Annotated in this window: 17 protein-coding genes; 14 read left to right on the top strand and 3 right to left on the bottom strand. The window is 42.1% G+C overall.

Annotation, left to right across the window (positions count from 1 at the left end; all coding sequences use genetic code 11):
* Positions 1-207 precede the first annotated feature (207 nt).
* Both pstB and phoU read left to right on the top strand, forming a co-directional pair.
* On the top strand, positions 208-1,017 hold the full coding sequence (gene pstB / locus AT864_RS01820) for a phosphate ABC transporter ATP-binding protein PstB (protein WP_231734583.1): 810 nt from the start codon (positions 208-210) through the stop codon (positions 1,015-1,017).
* Positions 1,018-1,035: 18 nt separating this feature from the next.
* Positions 1,036-1,695 carry a phosphate signaling complex protein PhoU gene (phoU, locus tag AT864_RS01815; protein WP_044744532.1) on the top strand — a complete coding sequence of 220 codons (660 nt, stop codon included), beginning with the start codon at positions 1,036-1,038 and terminating at the stop codon, positions 1,693-1,695.
* A 26-nt stretch (positions 1,696-1,721) separates the two neighbouring features.
* Here the strand turns inward: phoU and AT864_RS01810 are convergent, their stop codons facing one another.
* Complete coding sequence (locus AT864_RS01810) at positions 1,722-2,174, bottom strand: endolytic transglycosylase MltG (RefSeq protein ID WP_066145863.1); 453 nt, start codon at positions 2,172-2,174, stop codon at positions 1,722-1,724.
* Positions 2,171-2,530 carry a hypothetical protein gene (locus tag AT864_RS01805; protein WP_044744530.1) on the bottom strand — a complete coding sequence of 120 codons (360 nt, stop codon included), beginning with the start codon at positions 2,528-2,530 and terminating at the stop codon, positions 2,171-2,173. The genes AT864_RS01810 and AT864_RS01805 overlap by 4 nt, the downstream gene beginning before the upstream one ends.
* A gap of 142 nt (positions 2,531-2,672) precedes the next feature.
* Between AT864_RS01805 and AT864_RS01800 the strand changes: the two genes are divergently transcribed.
* From AT864_RS01800 to AT864_RS01775, 7 genes are all read left to right on the top strand, one after another.
* Positions 2,673-5,066 (top strand): sugar phosphate nucleotidyltransferase, encoded by a 2,394-nt coding sequence (locus AT864_RS01800; protein WP_066145860.1) that lies wholly within the window; start codon positions 2,673-2,675, stop codon positions 5,064-5,066.
* Positions 5,067-5,148: 82 nt separating this feature from the next.
* Positions 5,149-5,298 carry a 50S ribosomal protein L33 gene (gene rpmG / locus AT864_RS01795; RefSeq protein ID WP_044744528.1) on the top strand — a complete coding sequence of 50 codons (150 nt, stop codon included), beginning with the start codon at positions 5,149-5,151 and terminating at the stop codon, positions 5,296-5,298.
* 162 nt (positions 5,299-5,460) lie between these two features.
* Entirely contained in the window at positions 5,461-6,030 is a 570-nt protein-coding gene (locus AT864_RS01790) for a 5-formyltetrahydrofolate cyclo-ligase (protein ID WP_044744527.1), read from the top strand.
* On the top strand, positions 6,023-6,799 hold the full coding sequence (locus AT864_RS01785; RefSeq protein WP_044744526.1) for a DUF92 domain-containing protein: 777 nt from the start codon (positions 6,023-6,025) through the stop codon (positions 6,797-6,799). The genes AT864_RS01790 and AT864_RS01785 overlap by 8 nt, the downstream gene beginning before the upstream one ends.
* An 85-nt stretch (positions 6,800-6,884) precedes the next feature.
* Complete coding sequence (locus AT864_RS01780; RefSeq protein WP_044744525.1) at positions 6,885-7,850, top strand: L-lactate dehydrogenase; 966 nt, start codon at positions 6,885-6,887, stop codon at positions 7,848-7,850.
* Between the two features lie 372 nt (positions 7,851-8,222).
* Positions 8,223-8,399, top strand: coding sequence for a hypothetical protein (locus AT864_RS18060; protein WP_197430989.1), 177 nt, complete (start codon positions 8,223-8,225; stop codon positions 8,397-8,399).
* Between the two features lie 76 nt (positions 8,400-8,475).
* A complete protein-coding gene (locus AT864_RS01775) occupies positions 8,476-9,624 on the top strand; it encodes a rhomboid family intramembrane serine protease (protein WP_066145857.1) in 1,149 nt (382 codons plus the stop codon).
* 3 nt (positions 9,625-9,627) lie between these two features.
* Here the strand turns inward: AT864_RS01775 and AT864_RS01770 are convergent, their stop codons facing one another.
* Positions 9,628-10,503, bottom strand: a complete 876-nt coding sequence (locus tag AT864_RS01770; RefSeq protein ID WP_066145854.1) for a hypothetical protein — start codon at positions 10,501-10,503, stop codon at positions 9,628-9,630.
* Between the two features lie 128 nt (positions 10,504-10,631).
* Here AT864_RS01770 and AT864_RS01765 point away from each other — a divergent pair, with 128 nt between their 5' ends.
* The 5 genes from AT864_RS01765 (at position 10,632) to AT864_RS01745 (ending at position 18,153) form a co-directional block, all read left to right on the top strand.
* Positions 10,632-12,089 carry a spore germination protein gene (locus AT864_RS01765; protein ID WP_066146543.1) on the top strand — a complete coding sequence of 486 codons (1,458 nt, stop codon included), beginning with the start codon at positions 10,632-10,634 and terminating at the stop codon, positions 12,087-12,089.
* Positions 12,090-12,427: 338 nt separating this feature from the next.
* A complete protein-coding gene (locus AT864_RS01760; protein WP_044744522.1) occupies positions 12,428-12,640 on the top strand; it encodes a YqgQ family protein in 213 nt (70 codons plus the stop codon).
* Between the two features lie 7 nt (positions 12,641-12,647).
* The gene (locus tag AT864_RS01755; protein WP_066145852.1) at positions 12,648-13,604 is read left to right on the top strand and encodes an ROK family glucokinase; all 957 of its coding nucleotides are present in this window, start codon (positions 12,648-12,650) and stop codon (positions 13,602-13,604) included.
* Positions 13,605-13,837: 233 nt separating this feature from the next.
* On the top strand, positions 13,838-15,289 hold the full coding sequence (gene hpaB / locus AT864_RS01750) for a 4-hydroxyphenylacetate 3-monooxygenase, oxygenase component (RefSeq protein ID WP_066145849.1): 1,452 nt from the start codon (positions 13,838-13,840) through the stop codon (positions 15,287-15,289).
* 1,001 nt (positions 15,290-16,290) lie between these two features.
* Positions 16,291-18,153 carry an LTA synthase family protein gene (locus AT864_RS01745; protein WP_066145846.1) on the top strand — a complete coding sequence of 621 codons (1,863 nt, stop codon included), beginning with the start codon at positions 16,291-16,293 and terminating at the stop codon, positions 18,151-18,153.
* Positions 18,154-18,437: the final 284 nt, after the last annotated feature.

Raw genomic sequence — 18,437 nt, 5'->3', positions numbered from 1 at the left:
AGCTTAACAATCTCTTAAAACCAAGTTAAAAGTCTTATAGTACTCTTTAGGTGTTACAAAAAGCGAAATCACGTGTTTTGACGAAGAAAAATCGCTGTTCTATGCTTATGATCAATAGGATGATAATAAATGAAAGACAATATCGATGAATATCGTTGGCTTCTGATGCTTATATGGATGGAGGAAGAGAACCCAATGGAATTGACAATGATCAAGACAAAAGCGGAAAACGGGGCAATTTCGAAACCGGCAGAGAAAGATAAAGAGATTGTTTATCGTACAAGTGAATTAAATTTGTGGTATGGTGAGCATCATGCTTTAAAGAATATTCATCTGGATATTTATGAAAATGAAGTGACGGCGATCATTGGTCCTTCCGGATGCGGAAAATCGACCTATATTAAAACATTAAATCGAATGATCGAACTAGTTCCGAATGTGCGCACATCTGGAGAGATTGTTTATCGCAACCGCAATATTTTCGATCAATCATATCGGGTGGAAGAACTGCGTACACAAGTCGGAATGGTTTTCCAAAAGCCTAATCCATTTCCTAAATCCGTCTATGATAATGTCGCTTATGGTCCACGCATTCATGGGATTCGCGACAAACGAACACTTGATGAGATTGTGGAAAAAAGCTTGCGCGGTGCGGCCCTTTGGGACGAAGTGAAGGATCGCCTTTATGATAATGCCGGCGGATTATCGGGAGGACAGCAACAGCGTTTATGCATTGCCCGCTGTCTCGCCATTGAACCGGATGTGATTTTAATGGACGAACCGACATCCGCTTTAGATCCGATTTCTACATTAAGAATAGAAGAGCTGATTCAAAGGCTTAAAGAGAACTATAGCATTATTATCGTTACACATAATATGCAGCAGGCCGCGCGTATTTCTGATAAAACAGCCTTTTTCTTAAATGGTGAAGTGGTCGAATATGATGACACAGACCGTTTATTTTCCAATCCTTCGGACAAGCGCACCGAGGACTATATTACCGGAAGATTCGGCTAAACGAAAGGTGGAACCAATATGCCGGCCAGAGAAAAATTCGACTATGATTTAAAAACATTACAGCAAAAGCTGCTGGAACTTGGCAGCTTAACCGAAACAGCGTTAAATTATTCCATTCAGGCATTTCAACACAAAAATATTGAACTAGCATTGCAAATTATTGACAACGACAGTCAAATTGACACTTTGGAAGAAGAAATCAACGATTTTGCTATTTTGCTCATTGCGAAACAACAACCGGTAGCCATTGATTTGCGGAGAATTGTCATTGCGATTAAAATTGCAACAGATATTGAACGCATTGCTGATTTTGCTGTTGATATTGCGAAAGCGGCGATTCGAATGGGCGACCGTCCATTTGCGCTGGAAATGGAAAAAATCATGCAAATGCACCGTGTTGCGCTAGAAATGGTGTCCATTGGTTTAAAAGCATATTACGAAGAAGATGTGGTATTGGCTCGGAAAATTGCAGAAATGGACGATGAAGTAGATGAGTTATATGGACAAATCATGAGGGAACTGCTGCGATTGAACGCCACCAATCAAGAAAATGCTTTGCAAATTAACCAATTTTCCTTGATTGCCCGCTATATTGAACGTATCGCCGATCATGCGACTAATTTAGGAGAGCATGTCGTCTATCTCGTAAAAGGAAAGCATTACGATTTAAATGGATAAATGTAAAAAGGTGGCCCTTTAAGGGGTCACCTTTTTGAATGGGTAATCATGCGAGCGATTTCCTCATATTTCATATCACTGCGTATTTCATATGTGCCGGGACGAATTTGTCCAGTGAGTTGATGGGCGTTTAAATAGTTGGTCAAAGCCTGATCGTCAGAGATAATTTTCGCTTCTTCTAGTTCTTTAGCAAATTTTGTGGGAACATCTCCTTTGTTAATAACAAGCCGATAAATACGAATGGTTGCTGGCGGTGCCGTTGTCGTTGTCTGTGGAGAAGCAGCCTGCGCCTTCGTTTCCGCTGCTTTTTTTAGCGCTTGATATTCTGTTTTTGCCAAAACGACCAACTCGTTTTTTTGCAAATAGGCATCAAGCTGCGCTTTCGTTGATTTAACTGGCTGCTGATAATAAATGATGCCAATGATGGAGGTTGACAATAACATTCCGAGCGCAAATCCGCGAATCGCTTCTCTGTTCATCGAGCAATCCCCCGCAAAATCATGCGCACCTCTTCAGCCGTTAGCGATGTTTCCCGGGCAATTTGCTCCGCTGAAAGACCTTTTTTATAAAGAGCCCATACACGGGCATATGATGATGCGAGAGGTGAATCGTCTTTTATTTTTTCTGTTAATGAAAAAGGCTTTTCTTCATTTATTAATAATTCTTCCTCCAATATCTTCAGCCGTTTTTTGAGTTGATACGTTTCTTGAGCCAATGAAAGCGTTAAATGATCTATTTGCTCTTCTAAGCTTTTCATTTGATCTTTTCCGAAAAAAGACGCAGCCAAAAGAAGAAGGGAAATGATTACAAATCCAATTAACGTATATTCCATCATTTTCTATCACCCCACTTCACTATACCATAAATAAATGCATAAAATCGATAAGATTATTGTAAGTAAGGAGAGAAGGAGTTAAAATAAAAATAAAAAATATTGAAAGAATATTCCGTAAAAAAGGTAGGGAGGTGAAAAAATCATGAAAGGTGTGATTATGGCTGGGGGAAAAGGGACGCGTTTGCGACCGCTGACGTGCAACATTCCAAAGCCAATGGTCCCACTTGTTGGAAAACCAGTGCTTGAATACACCATTGAGTGGCTCAAGCGGTTTGAGATTACTGATATTGCGATGACCATTCAATATTTAGGGGGAGTGATTAAACAGCATTTTCAAGACGGCGGCCGATTTGGAGTGAATATTGACTATTTTGAAGAACATGAGCCACTTGGCACAGCAGGAAGCATAAAAAACGCCGCTTCTTTTATTGATGACACGTTTATTGTTGTCAGTGGAGATGCGCTAACCGATATCGACTTGTTTGAAGCGGTAGAATTTCATCGCCAGCGAGGCGCTTTAGCCACGATCGTTATGTCGCAGGAGCGGCAGCCGCTTAATTACGGAGGAATTATCGTCTCACGTGAAGGGCGGGTCAAGCAGCTGATTGAAAAGCCAAAATGGAACCAAGTATATACCGATTTTGTCAACACGGGTATTTATATTTTTGAACCGGAAATTTTAGAGTATATTATTGAAAATGAAAAGTGCGATTTCAGCAATGATGTTTTCCCTTTTTTATTAAAAAAGGATGTGCCTTTATATGCTTTTTTGGCTAAAGGCTATTGGCTCGATATCGGCACCATTCAGCAATATCAAAAAGCGCACATAGACATTTTAAATAAACATGTGCAAGTGTCGATCAATGGCAAGGAGCTGTTTCCCCATGTTTGGGTCGGATCCGATGTGAAAATCGAGGATGGTGCGGTTATTGTCGGTCCATCATTTATAGGCAATGGAGCGTTTATTCGCCAAAACGTCAAAATCGATGCCCATTCTGTCATTGGACCCAATGTGCAAATCGGCGAGCATGCTTCCGTGAAACGAAGTATCATTTGGGAGAGAAGCTATATCGGAAAGCATTGCGAATTGCGTGGCAGTATTTTAGCAGATGGCACCTATTTAGGCAACAACGTGGAACTGCTTGAACAATCCGTAATCGGTAGCCGCTGCACTCTTCAACCGCGGGTGCAGGTAAAGCCCAATATGAAAATTTGGCCGGAAAAAACGATTGCGGAAGGAACAGTGATTCATTCTTCCGTGTTTTGGGGAAAGCAACAACAAAAATCCTTGTTTGGAACACGCGGGATTGCCGGTATTGCTAATGTAGAAATGACGCCCGAATATGCTTCGAGGCTAGCTGCTGCTTATGGAAGTACGCTTCAGGTTCATCATCATGTAATGGTTGCAGGGGATGGACACCCATTTACGAACCTCATTAAACAAGCGTTTATTCATGGACTGCACGCATCAGGAGTGGTTACAGCGGAATGTCTAGAAAGTGTTACTGCGCCGATTGTGCGTCACCAGCTTCGTCGATCTTCTTATGATGGCGGCGTCTATATTTTCCTTGATGAAAAAGATCGAAGCATCTACATTGATTTGTATGACAAGCACGGCTATCCGATTAATTATTTACAAGAAAAAGAAATTGAACGTACGTTCGTTCAAGAGCAAATCCGCCGTGTGTCGATGGAACAAATAGGTTTTTCTAATACTCATCTACAGCCAAGCGCCTCTTACATTCAAGAAATGCAGCAACAAATCCATTTGCCTCTTCGTGGCTGCAAAGCAATTCTTGCCTCAGAATCACATGTCCATCATCTTGCAAACAAACTGCTTCATGGCCAGCCATGCGAAATTGAAATGCTGAAAAGCGCTGATTTTCGCGATATTGCCGATTATATAAAAACAGGAGACGCGTTATTTGCTTTAATCACAGGAAGGGATGGCGAGCAATTTTGGATTATGGACGAAAGCGGAACGATAGTGACTGAAGAACAACTGCTATCGTTATATACGATCACCTCGTTATGGTTTCAGCCAGAATGTCCTGTTTTGGTTCCAAGCTATGCGCCATCTGCGCTAGAGACCGTGGCTAGACAAATGAATGGGCAAATCAAAAAAATCAAAGGGGCACGAAAAGAGATGCTCAAAGAATGGCAGCAACCGTTTCATTTTTGTTATGATGCCATTTATGCGTTTGTCCAGCTCCTTCAGCTGCTAGCTGCCGAGGGACGTCCATTATCTGAAATTACCGCTTCCACCCCGCGCATGCATTGGCTTAGAGAATATGTGTTCTGTCCTTGGAACGCCCGGGCGATTGTATTGCGTCGACTGATGGAGGATGAGGACGAAACGATTGTCGATGTCAATGACGGAATTAAATTATATCATCCTGATGGCGGCTGGACGTTTATTTTACCGGAGCTGGATCAGCCGATGTTTACCATTTATTCTGAAGCCCTGGATGTTCAAAGAGCACGTGAAACGATGATTTATTATATAAAAAAAATTCGCCAGTATCAAAATGCATAAATTAAATATGGAAATTGCCGCAAAAAAGTGCTATCATAGAAAAGTCTGATTATAAGTTTATAAAGTTTGGAGGGAAATGATCATGCGCGTAAATATTACATTGGCTTGCACAGAATGCGGCGAACGTAACTATATTTCAACAAAAAATAAACGCAACAATCCAGATCGTGTAGAGTTAAAAAAATATTGTCCAAGAGACAAAAAAGCGACCCTTCATCGCGAAACAAAGTAAGCAGTAGGAAACGTTTTCCTGCTGCTTTTTTATCATCTCAAATAAGAAATCTCCTGCTTCCATAAGTGGGGAATGAATCGGTCTTTACCGAAGAGAAGGACAGGAATGCTCCACTTCAACTTAGGTAAGTGAGGAGGAGGGCAAAGCAGAGGAGGGAATGAATTGCAGGAAAAAAGCGCGCTTCGCAAGCAAATGAAAGAAAAAATAAGAAGCTTATCAGCAAAGCAAAAGAACGAGTATGACGCGCAAATTGCGGAGAATCTGTACGCTTTGCCGGTTTGGCAGCAGGCGGAAACCATTGGGATCACCATTTCCAGAGAGAACGAAATTAACACAAAACCCATTATTGAAAAGGCTTGGCAGGAAGGAAAAACGGTATGCGTCCCAAAATGTGATCCACAAGAAAAAACGATGACATTTCGCGCCATCCGTTCATTTGATCAATTAGAGTCTGTTTATTTCGGTTTACAGGAGCCGATTGTAGCCATGACGGAAGAAGTCGCTTCTCGGCAAATCGATGTGATGATCGTTCCGGGAGTATGCTTTTCCAAAGCAGGATATCGAATCGGCTATGGGGGCGGATACTATGACCGTTACCTGCAGCATTTTTGGCGGCCGACGATTTCGCTTGCTTATTCCTTTCAAGTGGTAAACCATGTTCCATTTGAAGCGCATGACATTCCGGTTGACATGATTGTTACTAATGAAAAGGTTATGATGTGTGATGAATGAATGGCTATATATAGCTGCTATTTGGATCGTGGCTATTGGCGGCTTCGTTGTCCGCTCTTTATCGATATCGGGAGCATTAGCGACCGTTTTGGTTGGAACAGCAGTTGCTGCTGGATTTGCTTGGAAGGGATTATGCCTATTAGGCGTATTTTTTGTTACATCAAGCTTTTGGAGCCATTTTTGTCATCGGAAAAAGGAAAGAGTAGCGGAAAAAGTCGCAAAAGGATCGCAACGGGATTATATTCAAGTTTTCGCGAATGGAAGCATTCCGGCGACCATTAGCCTACTCTCCCTTTTTTTTCCTTCCTTTGTTTGGCAAGGATTGTTTATCGTTTCCATTGCTGCGGCGAATGCGGATACATGGGCTTCAGAGATTGGCAGTCTCAGCCGCCAGTCTCCTCGCCTTGTGACAACATGGGAAAAAACGGAGCCGGGGACATCAGGGGCGGTTACCTGGCTTGGCCTTGCTGCTTCTTGTTTAGGAGCTGGACTAATCGCTGTGGTCGGTTCGCTGCTATGGGATGGTGTTCCCGTTGTTGCTGTGAGCATCGCCGGTTTTTTAGGCTGCATGATTGATACATATTTAGGAGCGGTGTGGCAAGCGATGTACCGCTGCGAGGTTTGCGGCATTGAAACAGAAAAAACGGAGCACTGTCAGCAAAAAACTGTACATATTAAAGGAATTCGTTTACTTAATAACGATTTAGTAAATTGGTTAGCCATTGCTTGTTCACTGATTGTTTATTTGTTTGTCACGAATTTGCAATAGAAAGAAGGGGAGGAACCCGATAGATAATGGTAAAGTATAGAAGAAAGCTCTCTTGTTATGAATGGTGAAAGGTGGAGAAGCGAAGATGGCACATTTAGGAAAAAGGGTTGTTCTAATTGGAACAGGTTTTGTTGGCTCAAGTTACGCATTTGCTTTGCTCAATCAAGGCGTTACGGAAGAGCTTGTGTTAATTGATGTTAATCAAGAAAAAGCGGAAGGGGATGCAATGGACTTAAACCACGGTCTTCCGTTTTCTCCTTCACCAACGAAAATATGGTTTGGTGATTATCGTGATTGCGAAAACGCCGACCTTGTTGTCATCACGGCTGGAGCCAACCAAAAGCCGGGAGAAACTCGTTTAGATTTAGTTCATAAAAATATGAAAATTTTTGAATCCATCGTTTCAGAAGTCATGAAAAGTGGATTTAACGGAATATTTCTTGTTGCCACAAATCCTGTCGACGTTCTTACCTATGCGACATGGAAGTTTTCAGGGCTTCCGCATGAACGGGTGATTGGCTCAGGAACGATTTTAGATACAGCCCGTTTCCGTTATTTGCTCGGACAATATTTTCAAGTGGATGCCAGAAATGTTCATGCTTATATTATTGGTGAGCATGGCGATACCGAACTTCCAGTGTGGAGTCATGCAGATATCGGCGGAAAAGCTGTAACAGAGTTTATTCGTGAGCGCAAGCAGTATAAGCAAGAGGACTTAGAAACAATCTTTGCGAACGTTCGTGATGCCGCCTACCATATTATCGAGCGCAAAGGGGCAACCTATTATGGAATTGCCATGGGTCTTGCCCGTTTAACAAAGGCGATTTTACAAAATGAAAATTCTGTGCTGACGGTATCTGCTTATTTAAACGGTGAGTATGGCCATGCGGATATTTATATCGGCGTTCCAGCCATCGTCAATCGCGGCGGCATCCGTGAAATTGTAGAGTTAAAGCTGTCAGAAACGGAAAAAGCGAAATTCTCCCATTCAGCCACGGTATTAAAAAATGTTCTTAACCCTTTTTTCGGAAATAAAGCGCATCCTTCATAAGAAAGCTGTGTTAGTTGTAGACAATGTCCATTTGGACATTGTCTACAACTATTTTAACATCGTCCACCGAGAAGTCTCCTATCTCTTAACGGAGAGTAGGTGAGGGAGATTTATGCAACATCCGTTCATGGTGACATTTCTACTTGCAGACCGGCTGGACAACGCTTGGCAGAAAATGAGCGTAGTCGAATGAAGACGCAAATCGAACAAAAGACGCTTATGAGTGTGAGTGGACGAACGGGGCCAGTGTCACAGAATGAAAGCGTTTATCCATAGTCTGACGCATCCTTCATAAAGCATAAAGGATGCGTTTTATAATTTATCGGTTTTGGGGAAAAAGAATAGAGAAATCATGAATGGGAGGCGAAAAAAGTGAATAAAACGATATATGCCATTACGGCTGTAATCGCTGCGATTTTCCTGTATCGCTATCGTTATCGGTTGCTGAATGGAGCATTGAGCATTCGTCCCTTGCAGACACTGCTTGTGCGTGCAGGAATGAGCATTCCATTTGTTCGCAAAGCAGTTGTTTCGCAAGTTTTTCATTAATTATGGTACAATGGCTAAAAAATAAGCTTTTCGTCATAGCACGTGGTTTTTAACGATATGAAAGGGAGAGGGAAACGTGGATCTGTTTTATTGGCAGCTCGTATACTTTTTGGTGAAAAACCGCTATCGAATTATCAAATTATCGAATGCGCCTCATGAAATATGGTTAGAGTCTTTCGAGCATAAAGGCGCTCCGCTTATTCGGCTTGTGCGGTATGATATCGATTGGAGCAGCTGGCTCCAACGTGATCTTGAATATACGCGCCAGATAGCTGAACAGCTGCAAAAACGGCATTTACGCCGTTCGCTTCCAATCTTGAATATCTATATTTCCGCTTATCCGCCGGTTGATGATTGGGAATGGATCGTGAAGGAACCCACTGAGCATTCGAGCTTACATACGATATTGGTTCATTCAGCCAACCAGATGCAAGCGTTGCAGGACATAAGCCAAATCATCCATGTTCCCGTTTCGCTGCCCGCGATCGAACACGACATGGCCCCCCAGTTTGCGATCCAGTCTATCCAAAGGCATGTCTTCCGCCTAGAAAAAGAAAGGCAAGAAAAAGAGAAGCGCCTGATGGAGCACGGCAAGCCACGGATCGTCTATGCATTAATCGCGATCCAAGTATTGATGTTTCTTTTTCTTGAATGGAAAGGAGGCAGCACGAATTCTGCTGTGCTGATTCAATATGGAGCAAAGTTTAACCCTCTGATTCAATCGGGGGAATGGTGGCGGCTGATTACACCGGTTTTTTTACATATTGGTTTTCTTCATTTATTAATGAATACAATGGCGCTATATTATTTAGGAATCGTGGTCGAACGTTTATATGGCTCTTGGCGCTTTTTGTTTATTTACTTGTTGGCAGGCTTCTTCGGAACAGTCGGCAGTTTTTTATTCACCTCTTCCATCTCCGCAGGAGCGTCTGGAGCGATTTTCGGCTTATTTGGCGCCCTTCTTTATTTTGGTACGGTATACCGCCATCTTTTCTTTCAAACAATGGGGGCTAATATTATAGGATTAATCGTGCTTAATCTAGGGTTGGGACTGTTGATTCCCGGGATTGATAACGCCGGACATATCGGTGGTTTGATTGGTGGTTTTCTGGCAGCCAATATCGTTCACTTGCCGCGCCATCGTTCATGGAGCAAGCAATTGCTTTCGTTTCTCGTGACATTGTCATTGCTTTCTTTTAGTTTATATATGGGATTTAAAGGATAAAGATTATGGGGAAATATGCTGGCGCAATTGCACAGTTTCCCCATTTTTCGTTTTCGTCAAAACAATTAAATGGGAGTAGTCTTTACTTATTAAAAGAAGCGGAACGGTGCTTCCAATTGGCGAAATAATCGATCCGTCCTTTTGTTTGATTCCTAAAAAATAGTTTTTGTACAATCCTTCCCATAGATTGCCGATAATGGCTTGGGTTTTTGCTTGCGAAAGATCAGGAAACGGCTGCTCGTTATAGGAAAGCAGCTCTGGCAAATACAAGTGATAGTAGCGTCGTTCATTAACCCCTATTTCTTCAATCATTGCTTTAGCTGTATATTCAAGAAGCTGTGAGGAGGCTTTATTTAATACTCGCTGCCATTCTTTTTCATTTGCTGTTTTGGCGTGACGGAAAGAAGTAAATGGAGAGTATGGAGAAGCAATGACATATAATTGATCGCCACTCATTTTTTGACTGCTCGTAATAGTGTCTCCGCGATGAATCTCTCCATAGTGAAAAGAAATCGCTTGGAAAAAATGACTATCGGTCGACTGAAAGGACCGTTCTTGCCGCAGTGATTGGTCAGCCTCTCTCCATTTAGACAAAGTCCCCATTAAACGTCCATCTGCAAACAGCAAAGAAATATCTTGCCGCAAATACACTTTTTCGTTTAAAGAAGAAGAGACCGTCCAAGAAAGGGAATATGAATGGTGCGATTTTGGCGACCGAGCATGTAAAACGGTTGCGGTTTGCTGAAAGCTAGCCTCTTGGTCAATAGGAAAAAAAGTGATGGCCTCTTGTGATGGATTCTCAAAAGAAAACGGAAAAAGATAAAGGCTTATCAATAGTGTGACAAATAGAGGGATCATCCAAAAAAGTGCTCGCTTCATATTTTTCCTCCAATAATATGGACAAGTTTTCACCAATGTATATGCAGAGAATTTGGAAAATATGTATGAATTCTCGCGCGTCTGTCAATGCTGGAGGATAAATGAGAGATCGTGCAGGTGAAAAAACGATGGAACGAACAAAGCGGGCTATTTCCACATCATTGTCTGAAAATGTTGCTTATTTGCGTGAGCGTCTAGGTGTTGGCAAAAGTTTTGATGTTATTCATTTAGATGTAGAATATGCAGGACGCAGCATGGCTTTTTTTATGATTGATGGATTTGTCAAAGATGATATCTTGCACTATATCATGAAGTTTTTAGCAACCCTTGATCAACAAGCGCTTCAGGAAAGTCCGATCGAGAAATTGTTAAAAACATATTTGCCTTATGTTGAATTAGAAAAGACGGATGATTTAAATCGAATTGTCGATGGAGTGCTTTCAGGTCCTACGGCATTAATGATTGATGGGATCGCTTATGCTATTTTGATTGATGCTCGCACGTATCCGGTTCGCGGACCGCAAGAGCCGGATATGGAACGGGTGGTCCGCGGCGCACGTGACGGCTTTGTCGAAACCATTGTTTTTAATACGGCGTTGACGAGAAGGAGAGTGCGCGACCGAACGCTGCGTATGGAATATATGCAAGTAGGGAGGCGATCCAAAACCGACATTTGTGTCTGTTATATTGAGGATATCGCAAATCCGGAAATTGTTCGTAGTGTGAAGGAATCGATTTCCAAAATTGATACAGATGGGCTGCCAATGGGAGAAAAAACACTTGAAGAATTTATTTCTGGACGACATTGGAATCCTTATCCGGTTGTCCGGTACACGGAACGGCCAGATACGGCGGCCGTTCATTTATATGAAGGTCATGTCTTGGTCATGGTTGACGGCTCACCCAGTGTCTTGATTATGCCAGCGACATTTTGGCACCATTTACAGCATGCGGAGGAGTATCGCAATAAACCCATTGTTGGCGCCTATTTGCGCTTGGTCCGCTTTTTAGCTGTTTGGGCCTCGCTTTTTCTGCTGCCGCTATGGTATTGGGCGATGACTAATTCTGATCAGCTGCCTAGTGCCCTTTCCTTTATTGGGAAAGCAAGTACAGGAGATCTTCCGTTATTTGCCCAGCTCATTGTGATTGAACTCGGTATTGATATGCTAAGAATGGCGGCGATTCATACGCCTTCCTCCTTAGCGACGGCACTGGGACTTGTGGCGGCTCTGATGATTGGGGGAATTGCTGTAGAGGTCGGCATTTTTTCCAATGAAGTCGTTCTTTATTTTTCTATTGCAGCGATTGGTACATTTGCGACACCAAGCTATGAGCTGGGATTGGCGAACCGCCTTGTGCGCATTGGCTTACTCATTGCTACCTCTTTATTTGGCGTTTACGGTTATATCGTTGGAATTACGTTGTGGGTTATGATGCTAGCGCGCATGAAATCCTTTACGATTCCTTATTTATGGCCCTTTATTCCGTTTTCCTACCGGGCGATGCGCGACGTGTTGATCCGCTCTCCTATTCCGTTAAAAAATCGAAGACCGACCGTGCTGCATCCGCGTGATCCCGATCGATAAAAAGGCTTATCTTTTCGTAAGATAAGCCTTTAACTGTTGATAAACGCTTTCATTCTGCATTACTGGTTTCGCTCGTCTCCTACATTTTGTTCGATTTGCATCTTCCCTCGTCTATGTTTCTTGTTAACCAAGCATTTTCAAGCGAATCTGATATAGAAAAATCATAATTAATTTAAATAATGACCGGCAAAGCCAAAAGTGACTTTTTCTACAATCTGAAGCCTTCTTTTATGTTTTTTATAGTAGGGATCGTTTCCTTTCTTGACGGCTTGCTCCGTTTGTTTATAAATTTATAATATGTACAAAAACGATATATAACATATAGCGCGGGTGAAAAGATGAAAACGGTTTATGATGTTCAGCAGCTTTTAAAAAAGTTTGGAACGATTATTTATGTAGGCGATCGGGTAGCTGATTTAGAGTTAATGGAGGAGGAGCTAAAGGAGCTATATCAATCGCAGCTGATTGATGTGCAGGAATACCAAATGGCGCTGTTGATCGTGAGGCATGAGGCACAAATGGAACGAGAAAAACGAATGAAAAAGGGATGAATAGAACATGGAAAAATGGTTAGCAGGTGTTGATTTAGGTGGCACAACAATTAAAATGGCGTTTATCAATATATATGGGGAAATGATTGATAAATGGGAAATCGATACAAATCATACTGATCACGGAAAACATATTGTTACTGATATTGCTAAAGCAATTGATCAAAGGTTGGAAAAGCACGGTCAAGGAAGAGAGAAGCTACTAGGGATCGGCATGGGGGCGCCTGGTCCTATCAAAGGAGACACAGGAGTCGTTTATGAGACAGTCAATATTGGCTGGAAAAACTACCCTTTGAAAAACCTGCTTGAGGCGGAAACATCGCTTCCTGTTGTTGTGGATAACGATGCTAATATGGCAGCCATTGGCGAGATGTGGAAAGGAGCAGGGAATGGCGCAAAAAATTTAGTTTGTGTCACGCTTGGGACAGGAGTTGGCGGCGGTGTGATTGCCAATGGTCAAATCGTGCGCGGAACGAATGGTGCAGGTGGTGAAATTGGCCATATTACCTCCATCCCGGACGGAGGAGCTGCTTGTAATTGCGGAAAAACGGGCTGCTTAGAAACGATCGCTTCGGCAACAGGAATTGTGCGTATCGCAAAAGAAAAGCTGACCAATAGCGAAGCTGATAGTATATTGCGGCAAGCAGAACATGTAACGGCCAAAGATGTATTTGACGCAGCTAAAGCCAATGACAGATTGGCGCTTGAAATCGTTGACTTTGTCACCTTTCATCTGGGACTGGCTCTCGCTCATGTTGCCAATGCCTTGAATCCGGAAAAAATTGTCATTGGCGGCGGTGTATCCAAAGCTGGTGACATATTAGTTCAGCATACCGGCCATTATTTTAGACGTTTTGCTTTTCCTCGTGTAGCAGAGGGAGCTTCTATTGTTACGGCAACGCTCGGCAATGATGCTGGAGTGATTGGCGGTGCTTGGCTGGCCAAACAAGCGTTTTTATTATAGCAGCATAAAAGACTGATTGTTTCATGCAATCAGCCTTTTTCTTATATGAACCGCATGGCCAAGTTTATTCGTCATTTTAAAGAGACGAAGGGAAAGAACGGCTGACATGTAGTAAAATGAGCGATCTCTCCATAAAAATAGAATGATGGTTCATGGTGAAATCACTCGTACATCCTTCTGAGCATACAATACTCGTAAATATTTTGGGGCAGCGGCCAGAAGGAGGAAGAACCATGGGGATTATTAGAGGAAGCGAGTATATTGAAAGGATTGACAATCAGCAGGCGGATGTTTGGATCGATGGTACCCCCGTCACGGGGAAACGATCTGAGCATCCAGCTTTCTCGGGAATTATGCGCAGTCAAGCGAAATTGTATGATGCTCAGCATCATCCAGATAAGCAACACATTCTTACGTTCCGGGCTCCAAACGGCGAATTAGTAGGTGCTTCTTTTTTGCGTCCGACGACAAAAGAGGATTTGGAAAAAAGACGTCTCATGTTTCAGGAGTGGGCGAAAATCAGTGCCGGCATGATGGGAAGATCACCTGACTACATGAATACAGCTGTCATGGCCTTAGCTGCTGCTGCCGATATGTTTGCGGAGCAACGACCTGAGTATGGCGAGCATGTACGTCATTTATATGAGCAAGCAATGAAACATGATTGGTCTTTTACACATACGTTTATTAATCCTCAGAAAAACCGTTCTCTTGGTTATATAGAAGATAATGAGGAGATTGTGGCGGCTAAGGTCGTCGATGAAACAGCCGATGGCATTGTCTTAAAAGGAGCGCGTCTTTTGGCTACTCAGGGAGGAATCACGGATGAGCTCCTCGTTTTGCCTGCTGGCGGCAATTATATTGGTGATGAGTATATTTACGCATTTTCTCTTCCGACAAACACGTCAGGATTAAAGTTTATTTGTCGCCCATCGTTTGCAGGCGGCTCGTCGGCGTTTAATTATCCGCTAAGTTCGCGATTTGATGAAGTGGATGCGCTTGTTGTTTTTGATCATGTGCTTGTACCGTGGGACCGTGTATTTTTATATAAAAATGCATGGCTGGCTAAAGAACTGTATACAGAGAGCCATTTATCGGCGATGCTTTTGCATCAGGTACTTTCCAGGAGAGTAGTCAAGACGGAATATTTTCTTGGGGTCGTGCATTTGCTGATTGAATCAATTCAAATTGGGGAATATCAGCATGTCAAAGAAAAAGCAAGTGAAATTGCTGCTGCATTAGAAGCGTTAAAGGCATTGCTGCTGGCATCAGAAAGGGAGGCGAAACCAGATCGCCGCGGTACGATGATTCCTGCCCTAGAACCGTTATCTGCGTCAGCCTTTTTATATCCGCGAATGTATCCGCGTTTTGCAGAAATTGTTCAATTGCTTGGCGCCAGCGGCCTCGTTTGTTTGCCGACAGAAAAGGATTTTGCTTCTCCTATTCGTTCAGATTTAGATCGCTATTTACAGGCAGCGACGCTGGAGGCTGAAGATCGGGTACAATTGTTTCGCTTGGCATGGGATATGACCATGAGCGCGTTTGGAACAAGACAAACGCTTTATGAACGCTTTTTTTTCGGTGATCCTGTGAAGTTTTCCGTCAGTTTTTACAACGGGTATGATAAAACGAAATGTGTTCAAATGGTGCAGCAGTTTTTAGAAAGTACGAATGCTAACGGATAAAGCGAATGGAACTCTCCAACCTGCCATCTTACAAAACTAAACATAAGGTTAGACCTTATTGATAAAACGGACGATTGGTTCATAAAGGCAGAGGGAGCTTCTATTGTTCCTAATCCCCACTTAGGAAAGAAGTCTCCCTTTTTAAGCGTGTAAAAATGGTAAGGAGAGATAAATTTCGGTGGGCGATCACCCCGATTTTTGCTATATTCGATCGCTCATGTTCTTTGTTCGCCGGATATATGGGGTGTCTGGAGAAAAAGCGTGCGAAAACCAAGCATTTTTTCATGCACAAAATATCCTAAGTACGAAAGCACTCGAATTGTCGGATACTAAGCGATCAAATCACCCAAAGGAACGTTGAGGACCATTTTCGTTGTGGAGCAGAGAAGCTTCTATGTTCAAGCGTTAGGGTAATCCCCAGAAGAAGAATCCCTATTTTCTCGACGATCGGCTCCCTGTTAAAATCAGATCATCCCCTGCTCACTTTGGAACAAAGATGGACGCATCTCCCTATTATGATGATTGAACAAATCCAAGTGAAACTTTTTCTTGGTGACAAACGTATATCCATGATGCATGCAGTACCTTCAGAAAGGCCCTTTTTACATAGAAATGTGGCTTGCGAGTCAAATGGCTAATAGACTGCTAGCATGAAAAGTTTTGTCGCGACTCTGGAAGGGTTGAATGACTAGCTCTCTATATCAAACTGAAAAAATATGTCCGGAAGGTTCTGAGCCCTATCGCTTTCAGGCCCATGGATGGTTCTGTGAAGCAGCATTGCTTGATCGTTCGACTGTCAACAAACAGTTTTTACCCTCTATTTATACAAAAATGAACGTGTCGAGTTACATCTATAGGAAGTTGTTGCAAAAAGTTTATGTATCGGCCATATAACAAAAATAAGTTGCCTTTTTGTCAAAAGAATATTAAGATATATGGTGGAAAATAGGAATAATATCCATTTTATGGTTTGTTTCTGGTAGAAGAAAGGATGGAACAAAATGATCAGAAAGCATCGCTTTTTGCTGATCGCCATAGTTTGGTTATGGCTGAAGACATATATTGTCTATAAAACTAGCTTTGATATTGAAATTGAGTCATCGCTTCAAGAGTTTATCTTATTTATTAATCCATTAAGCTTTTTATTGCTTGTTTTCGGATTTGCTTTATTTATGAAAGAAAAATGGCGCAACCGCTACATTGTTGCCATTAGCTTTTTAGTCACCGTTTTGTTGTATATTAATGTAATGTTCTATCGATTTTTTAACGATTTTATTACGCTTCCCGTACTGTTTCAAACGAGTAATTTAGGGGATTTAGGGAATAGCGTGTTTGAGTTGTTCCACTTTGCTGATTTATTGATGTTTGTCGATGTTGCTCTATTTGCATGGTTGGTTTGGAAAAAATCGTCGTTTGTGGCATTTGAGCGCGTGACAAAAACAGAACGCTCTGCTTACTTTTTAATATTGACCGCGCTTGTTTTAGTGAATCTCGATCTTGCAGAAGGACAAAGACCGGAGCTATTAACGAGAACGTTTGACAGAAAAATGCTGGTCAAAAATATCGGCATGTACAACTATTTAATTTATGATGCCGTTTTGCAATCGAAGACAAAAGCGCAAAGAGTGTTAGCGAATGGCAACGAGCTCGCTGAAATTGAAAACTATATTCGCGCGAATGAAAAGGAACCAGATCAGCAATTGTTTGGCATCGCTAAAGACCGCAACGTGATTATTGTGTCAATGGAATCGTTGCAGAGCTTTGTGATCAATAACCAGGTCAATGGACAAGAGATTACTCCGTTTTTAAATGATTTTATCAAGGAAAGCTACTATTTTGATCATTTCTATCATCAAACAGGACAAGGGAAGACATCTGATGCGGAGTTTTTAATTGAAAACTCCTTGTATCCGCTTGGACGCGGCGCGGTTTTCTTTACTCATGCGACCAATGAATACCATGCCACTCCGGAAATTCTAAAAAACAAGGGCTATTATACCGCCGTATTTCATGCTAATAATAAAAGTTTTTGGAATCGCGACGTAATGTACCATTCGCTTGGTTATGACCGATATTTTTCCTTGGATGATTTTCATGTGACAGAAGAAAATTCGGTAGGTTGGGGATTAAAGGATCAGCATTTCTTTGAGCAATCCGTTGCGCATTTAAAAACATTGCCGCAGCCGTTTTACGTTAAGCTGATTACGCTGACTAACCATTTTCCATTTGAATTAGAGGAAGAGGATCGAATGGTGCCGGAGTATACGTCGAATGATCGGACTGTCAATCGCTATTTCCCGACGGTTCGTTATATGGATGAGTCGCTGAAAATGTTTGTTGAATGGCTGAAGAAGGAAGGGCTCTACGAAAACTCTGTCATTATTTTATACGGCGATCACTATGGCATTTCGGAAAACCATAATGAAGCGATGGCGCAGTATTTAGGAAAAGAGGAGATTACTCCTGTCGACCATGTTCAATTACAGCGGGTTCCTTTAATCATCCATATTCCAGGGGTGACCGATCAGCATCCAAAAGTCATTTCGAAAGTAGCGGGACAAATCGATGTGAAGCCAACTTTGCTTCATTTATTAGGAATTGACACGAAAAATGATATTCATTTTGGTCAGGATTTGTTTGCTCAAGACAAGCTAAATTTGGCGATATTGCGAGATGGAAGCTTTGTTACAAAAGATTATGTTTATAAAGATAATACTTGTTATGATAAAAAGACAGGATTGAAAACAGATAACTCACAGTGCGAGCCGTATGCGGAAAAAGTGAAGCAGGAACTTGATTATTCCGATAAAATTATATATGGAGATTTACTCCGTTTTTATAATGAAAAAGCGGAAAACGAGTAGTCGCTTGCCGACTACGGCAGAAAAGTCAGGAATCTAGCGTATCAATCGGGTTGATTGGATGATCCACACACTGGTTATGTTATATCTAAATGTAGTTTGTCGGTTGAAAAAATTCGTGGCTCCCAATCTAATTGCTTCACTTATTGTCTTCGGGTGGTAATCAATATGGTGAATGAACGGTAACTGTCAAAACTCATTAGACAGAAAGCGCTACAGGCCCCATTCATGATGGAATGGGGCCTGCGCTTGTTTATCGGTCATTTTCTTTTCACTCCATCATATGT

The sequence above is a fragment of the Anoxybacillus sp. P3H1B genome, assembly GCF_001560855.1.
GTDB classification, from domain to species: domain Bacteria; phylum Bacillota; class Bacilli; order Bacillales; family Anoxybacillaceae; genus Anoxybacteroides; species Anoxybacteroides rupiense.
This window is presented reverse-complemented; position numbering and strand designations above follow the sequence as displayed.

Bases quoted from the DNA above. Each gene is read 5' to 3' on its own strand.
- AT864_RS01760 (WP_044744522.1), top strand. From the start codon at position 12,428: ATGAAAACGGTTTATGATGTTCAGCAGCTTTTAAAAAAGTTTGGAACG.
- AT864_RS01780 (WP_044744525.1), top strand. From the start codon at position 6,885: ATGGCACATTTAGGAAAAAGGGTTGTTCTAATTGGAACAGGTTTTGTT.
- rpmG (WP_044744528.1), top strand. From the start codon at position 5,149: ATGCGCGTAAATATTACATTGGCTTGCACAGAATGCGGCGAACGTAAC.
- AT864_RS01785 (WP_044744526.1), top strand. From the start codon at position 6,023: ATGAATGAATGGCTATATATAGCTGCTATTTGGATCGTGGCTATTGGC.
- hpaB (WP_066145849.1), top strand. From the start codon at position 13,838: ATGGGGATTATTAGAGGAAGCGAGTATATTGAAAGGATTGACAATCAG.
- AT864_RS01765 (WP_066146543.1), top strand. From the start codon at position 10,632: ATGGAACGAACAAAGCGGGCTATTTCCACATCATTGTCTGAAAATGTT.
- phoU (WP_044744532.1), top strand. From the start codon at position 1,036: ATGCCGGCCAGAGAAAAATTCGACTATGATTTAAAAACATTACAGCAA.
- AT864_RS01770 (WP_066145854.1), bottom strand. From the start codon at position 10,503: ATGAAGCGAGCACTTTTTTGGATGATCCCTCTATTTGTCACACTATTG.
- AT864_RS01745 (WP_066145846.1), top strand. From the start codon at position 16,291: ATGATCAGAAAGCATCGCTTTTTGCTGATCGCCATAGTTTGGTTATGG.
- pstB (WP_231734583.1), top strand. From the start codon at position 208: ATGATCAAGACAAAAGCGGAAAACGGGGCAATTTCGAAACCGGCAGAG.
- AT864_RS01805 (WP_044744530.1), bottom strand. From the start codon at position 2,530: ATGATGGAATATACGTTAATTGGATTTGTAATCATTTCCCTTCTTCTT.
- AT864_RS01810 (WP_066145863.1), bottom strand. From the start codon at position 2,174: ATGAACAGAGAAGCGATTCGCGGATTTGCGCTCGGAATGTTATTGTCA.
- AT864_RS01755 (WP_066145852.1), top strand. From the start codon at position 12,648: ATGGAAAAATGGTTAGCAGGTGTTGATTTAGGTGGCACAACAATTAAA.
- AT864_RS01800 (WP_066145860.1), top strand. From the start codon at position 2,673: ATGAAAGGTGTGATTATGGCTGGGGGAAAAGGGACGCGTTTGCGACCG.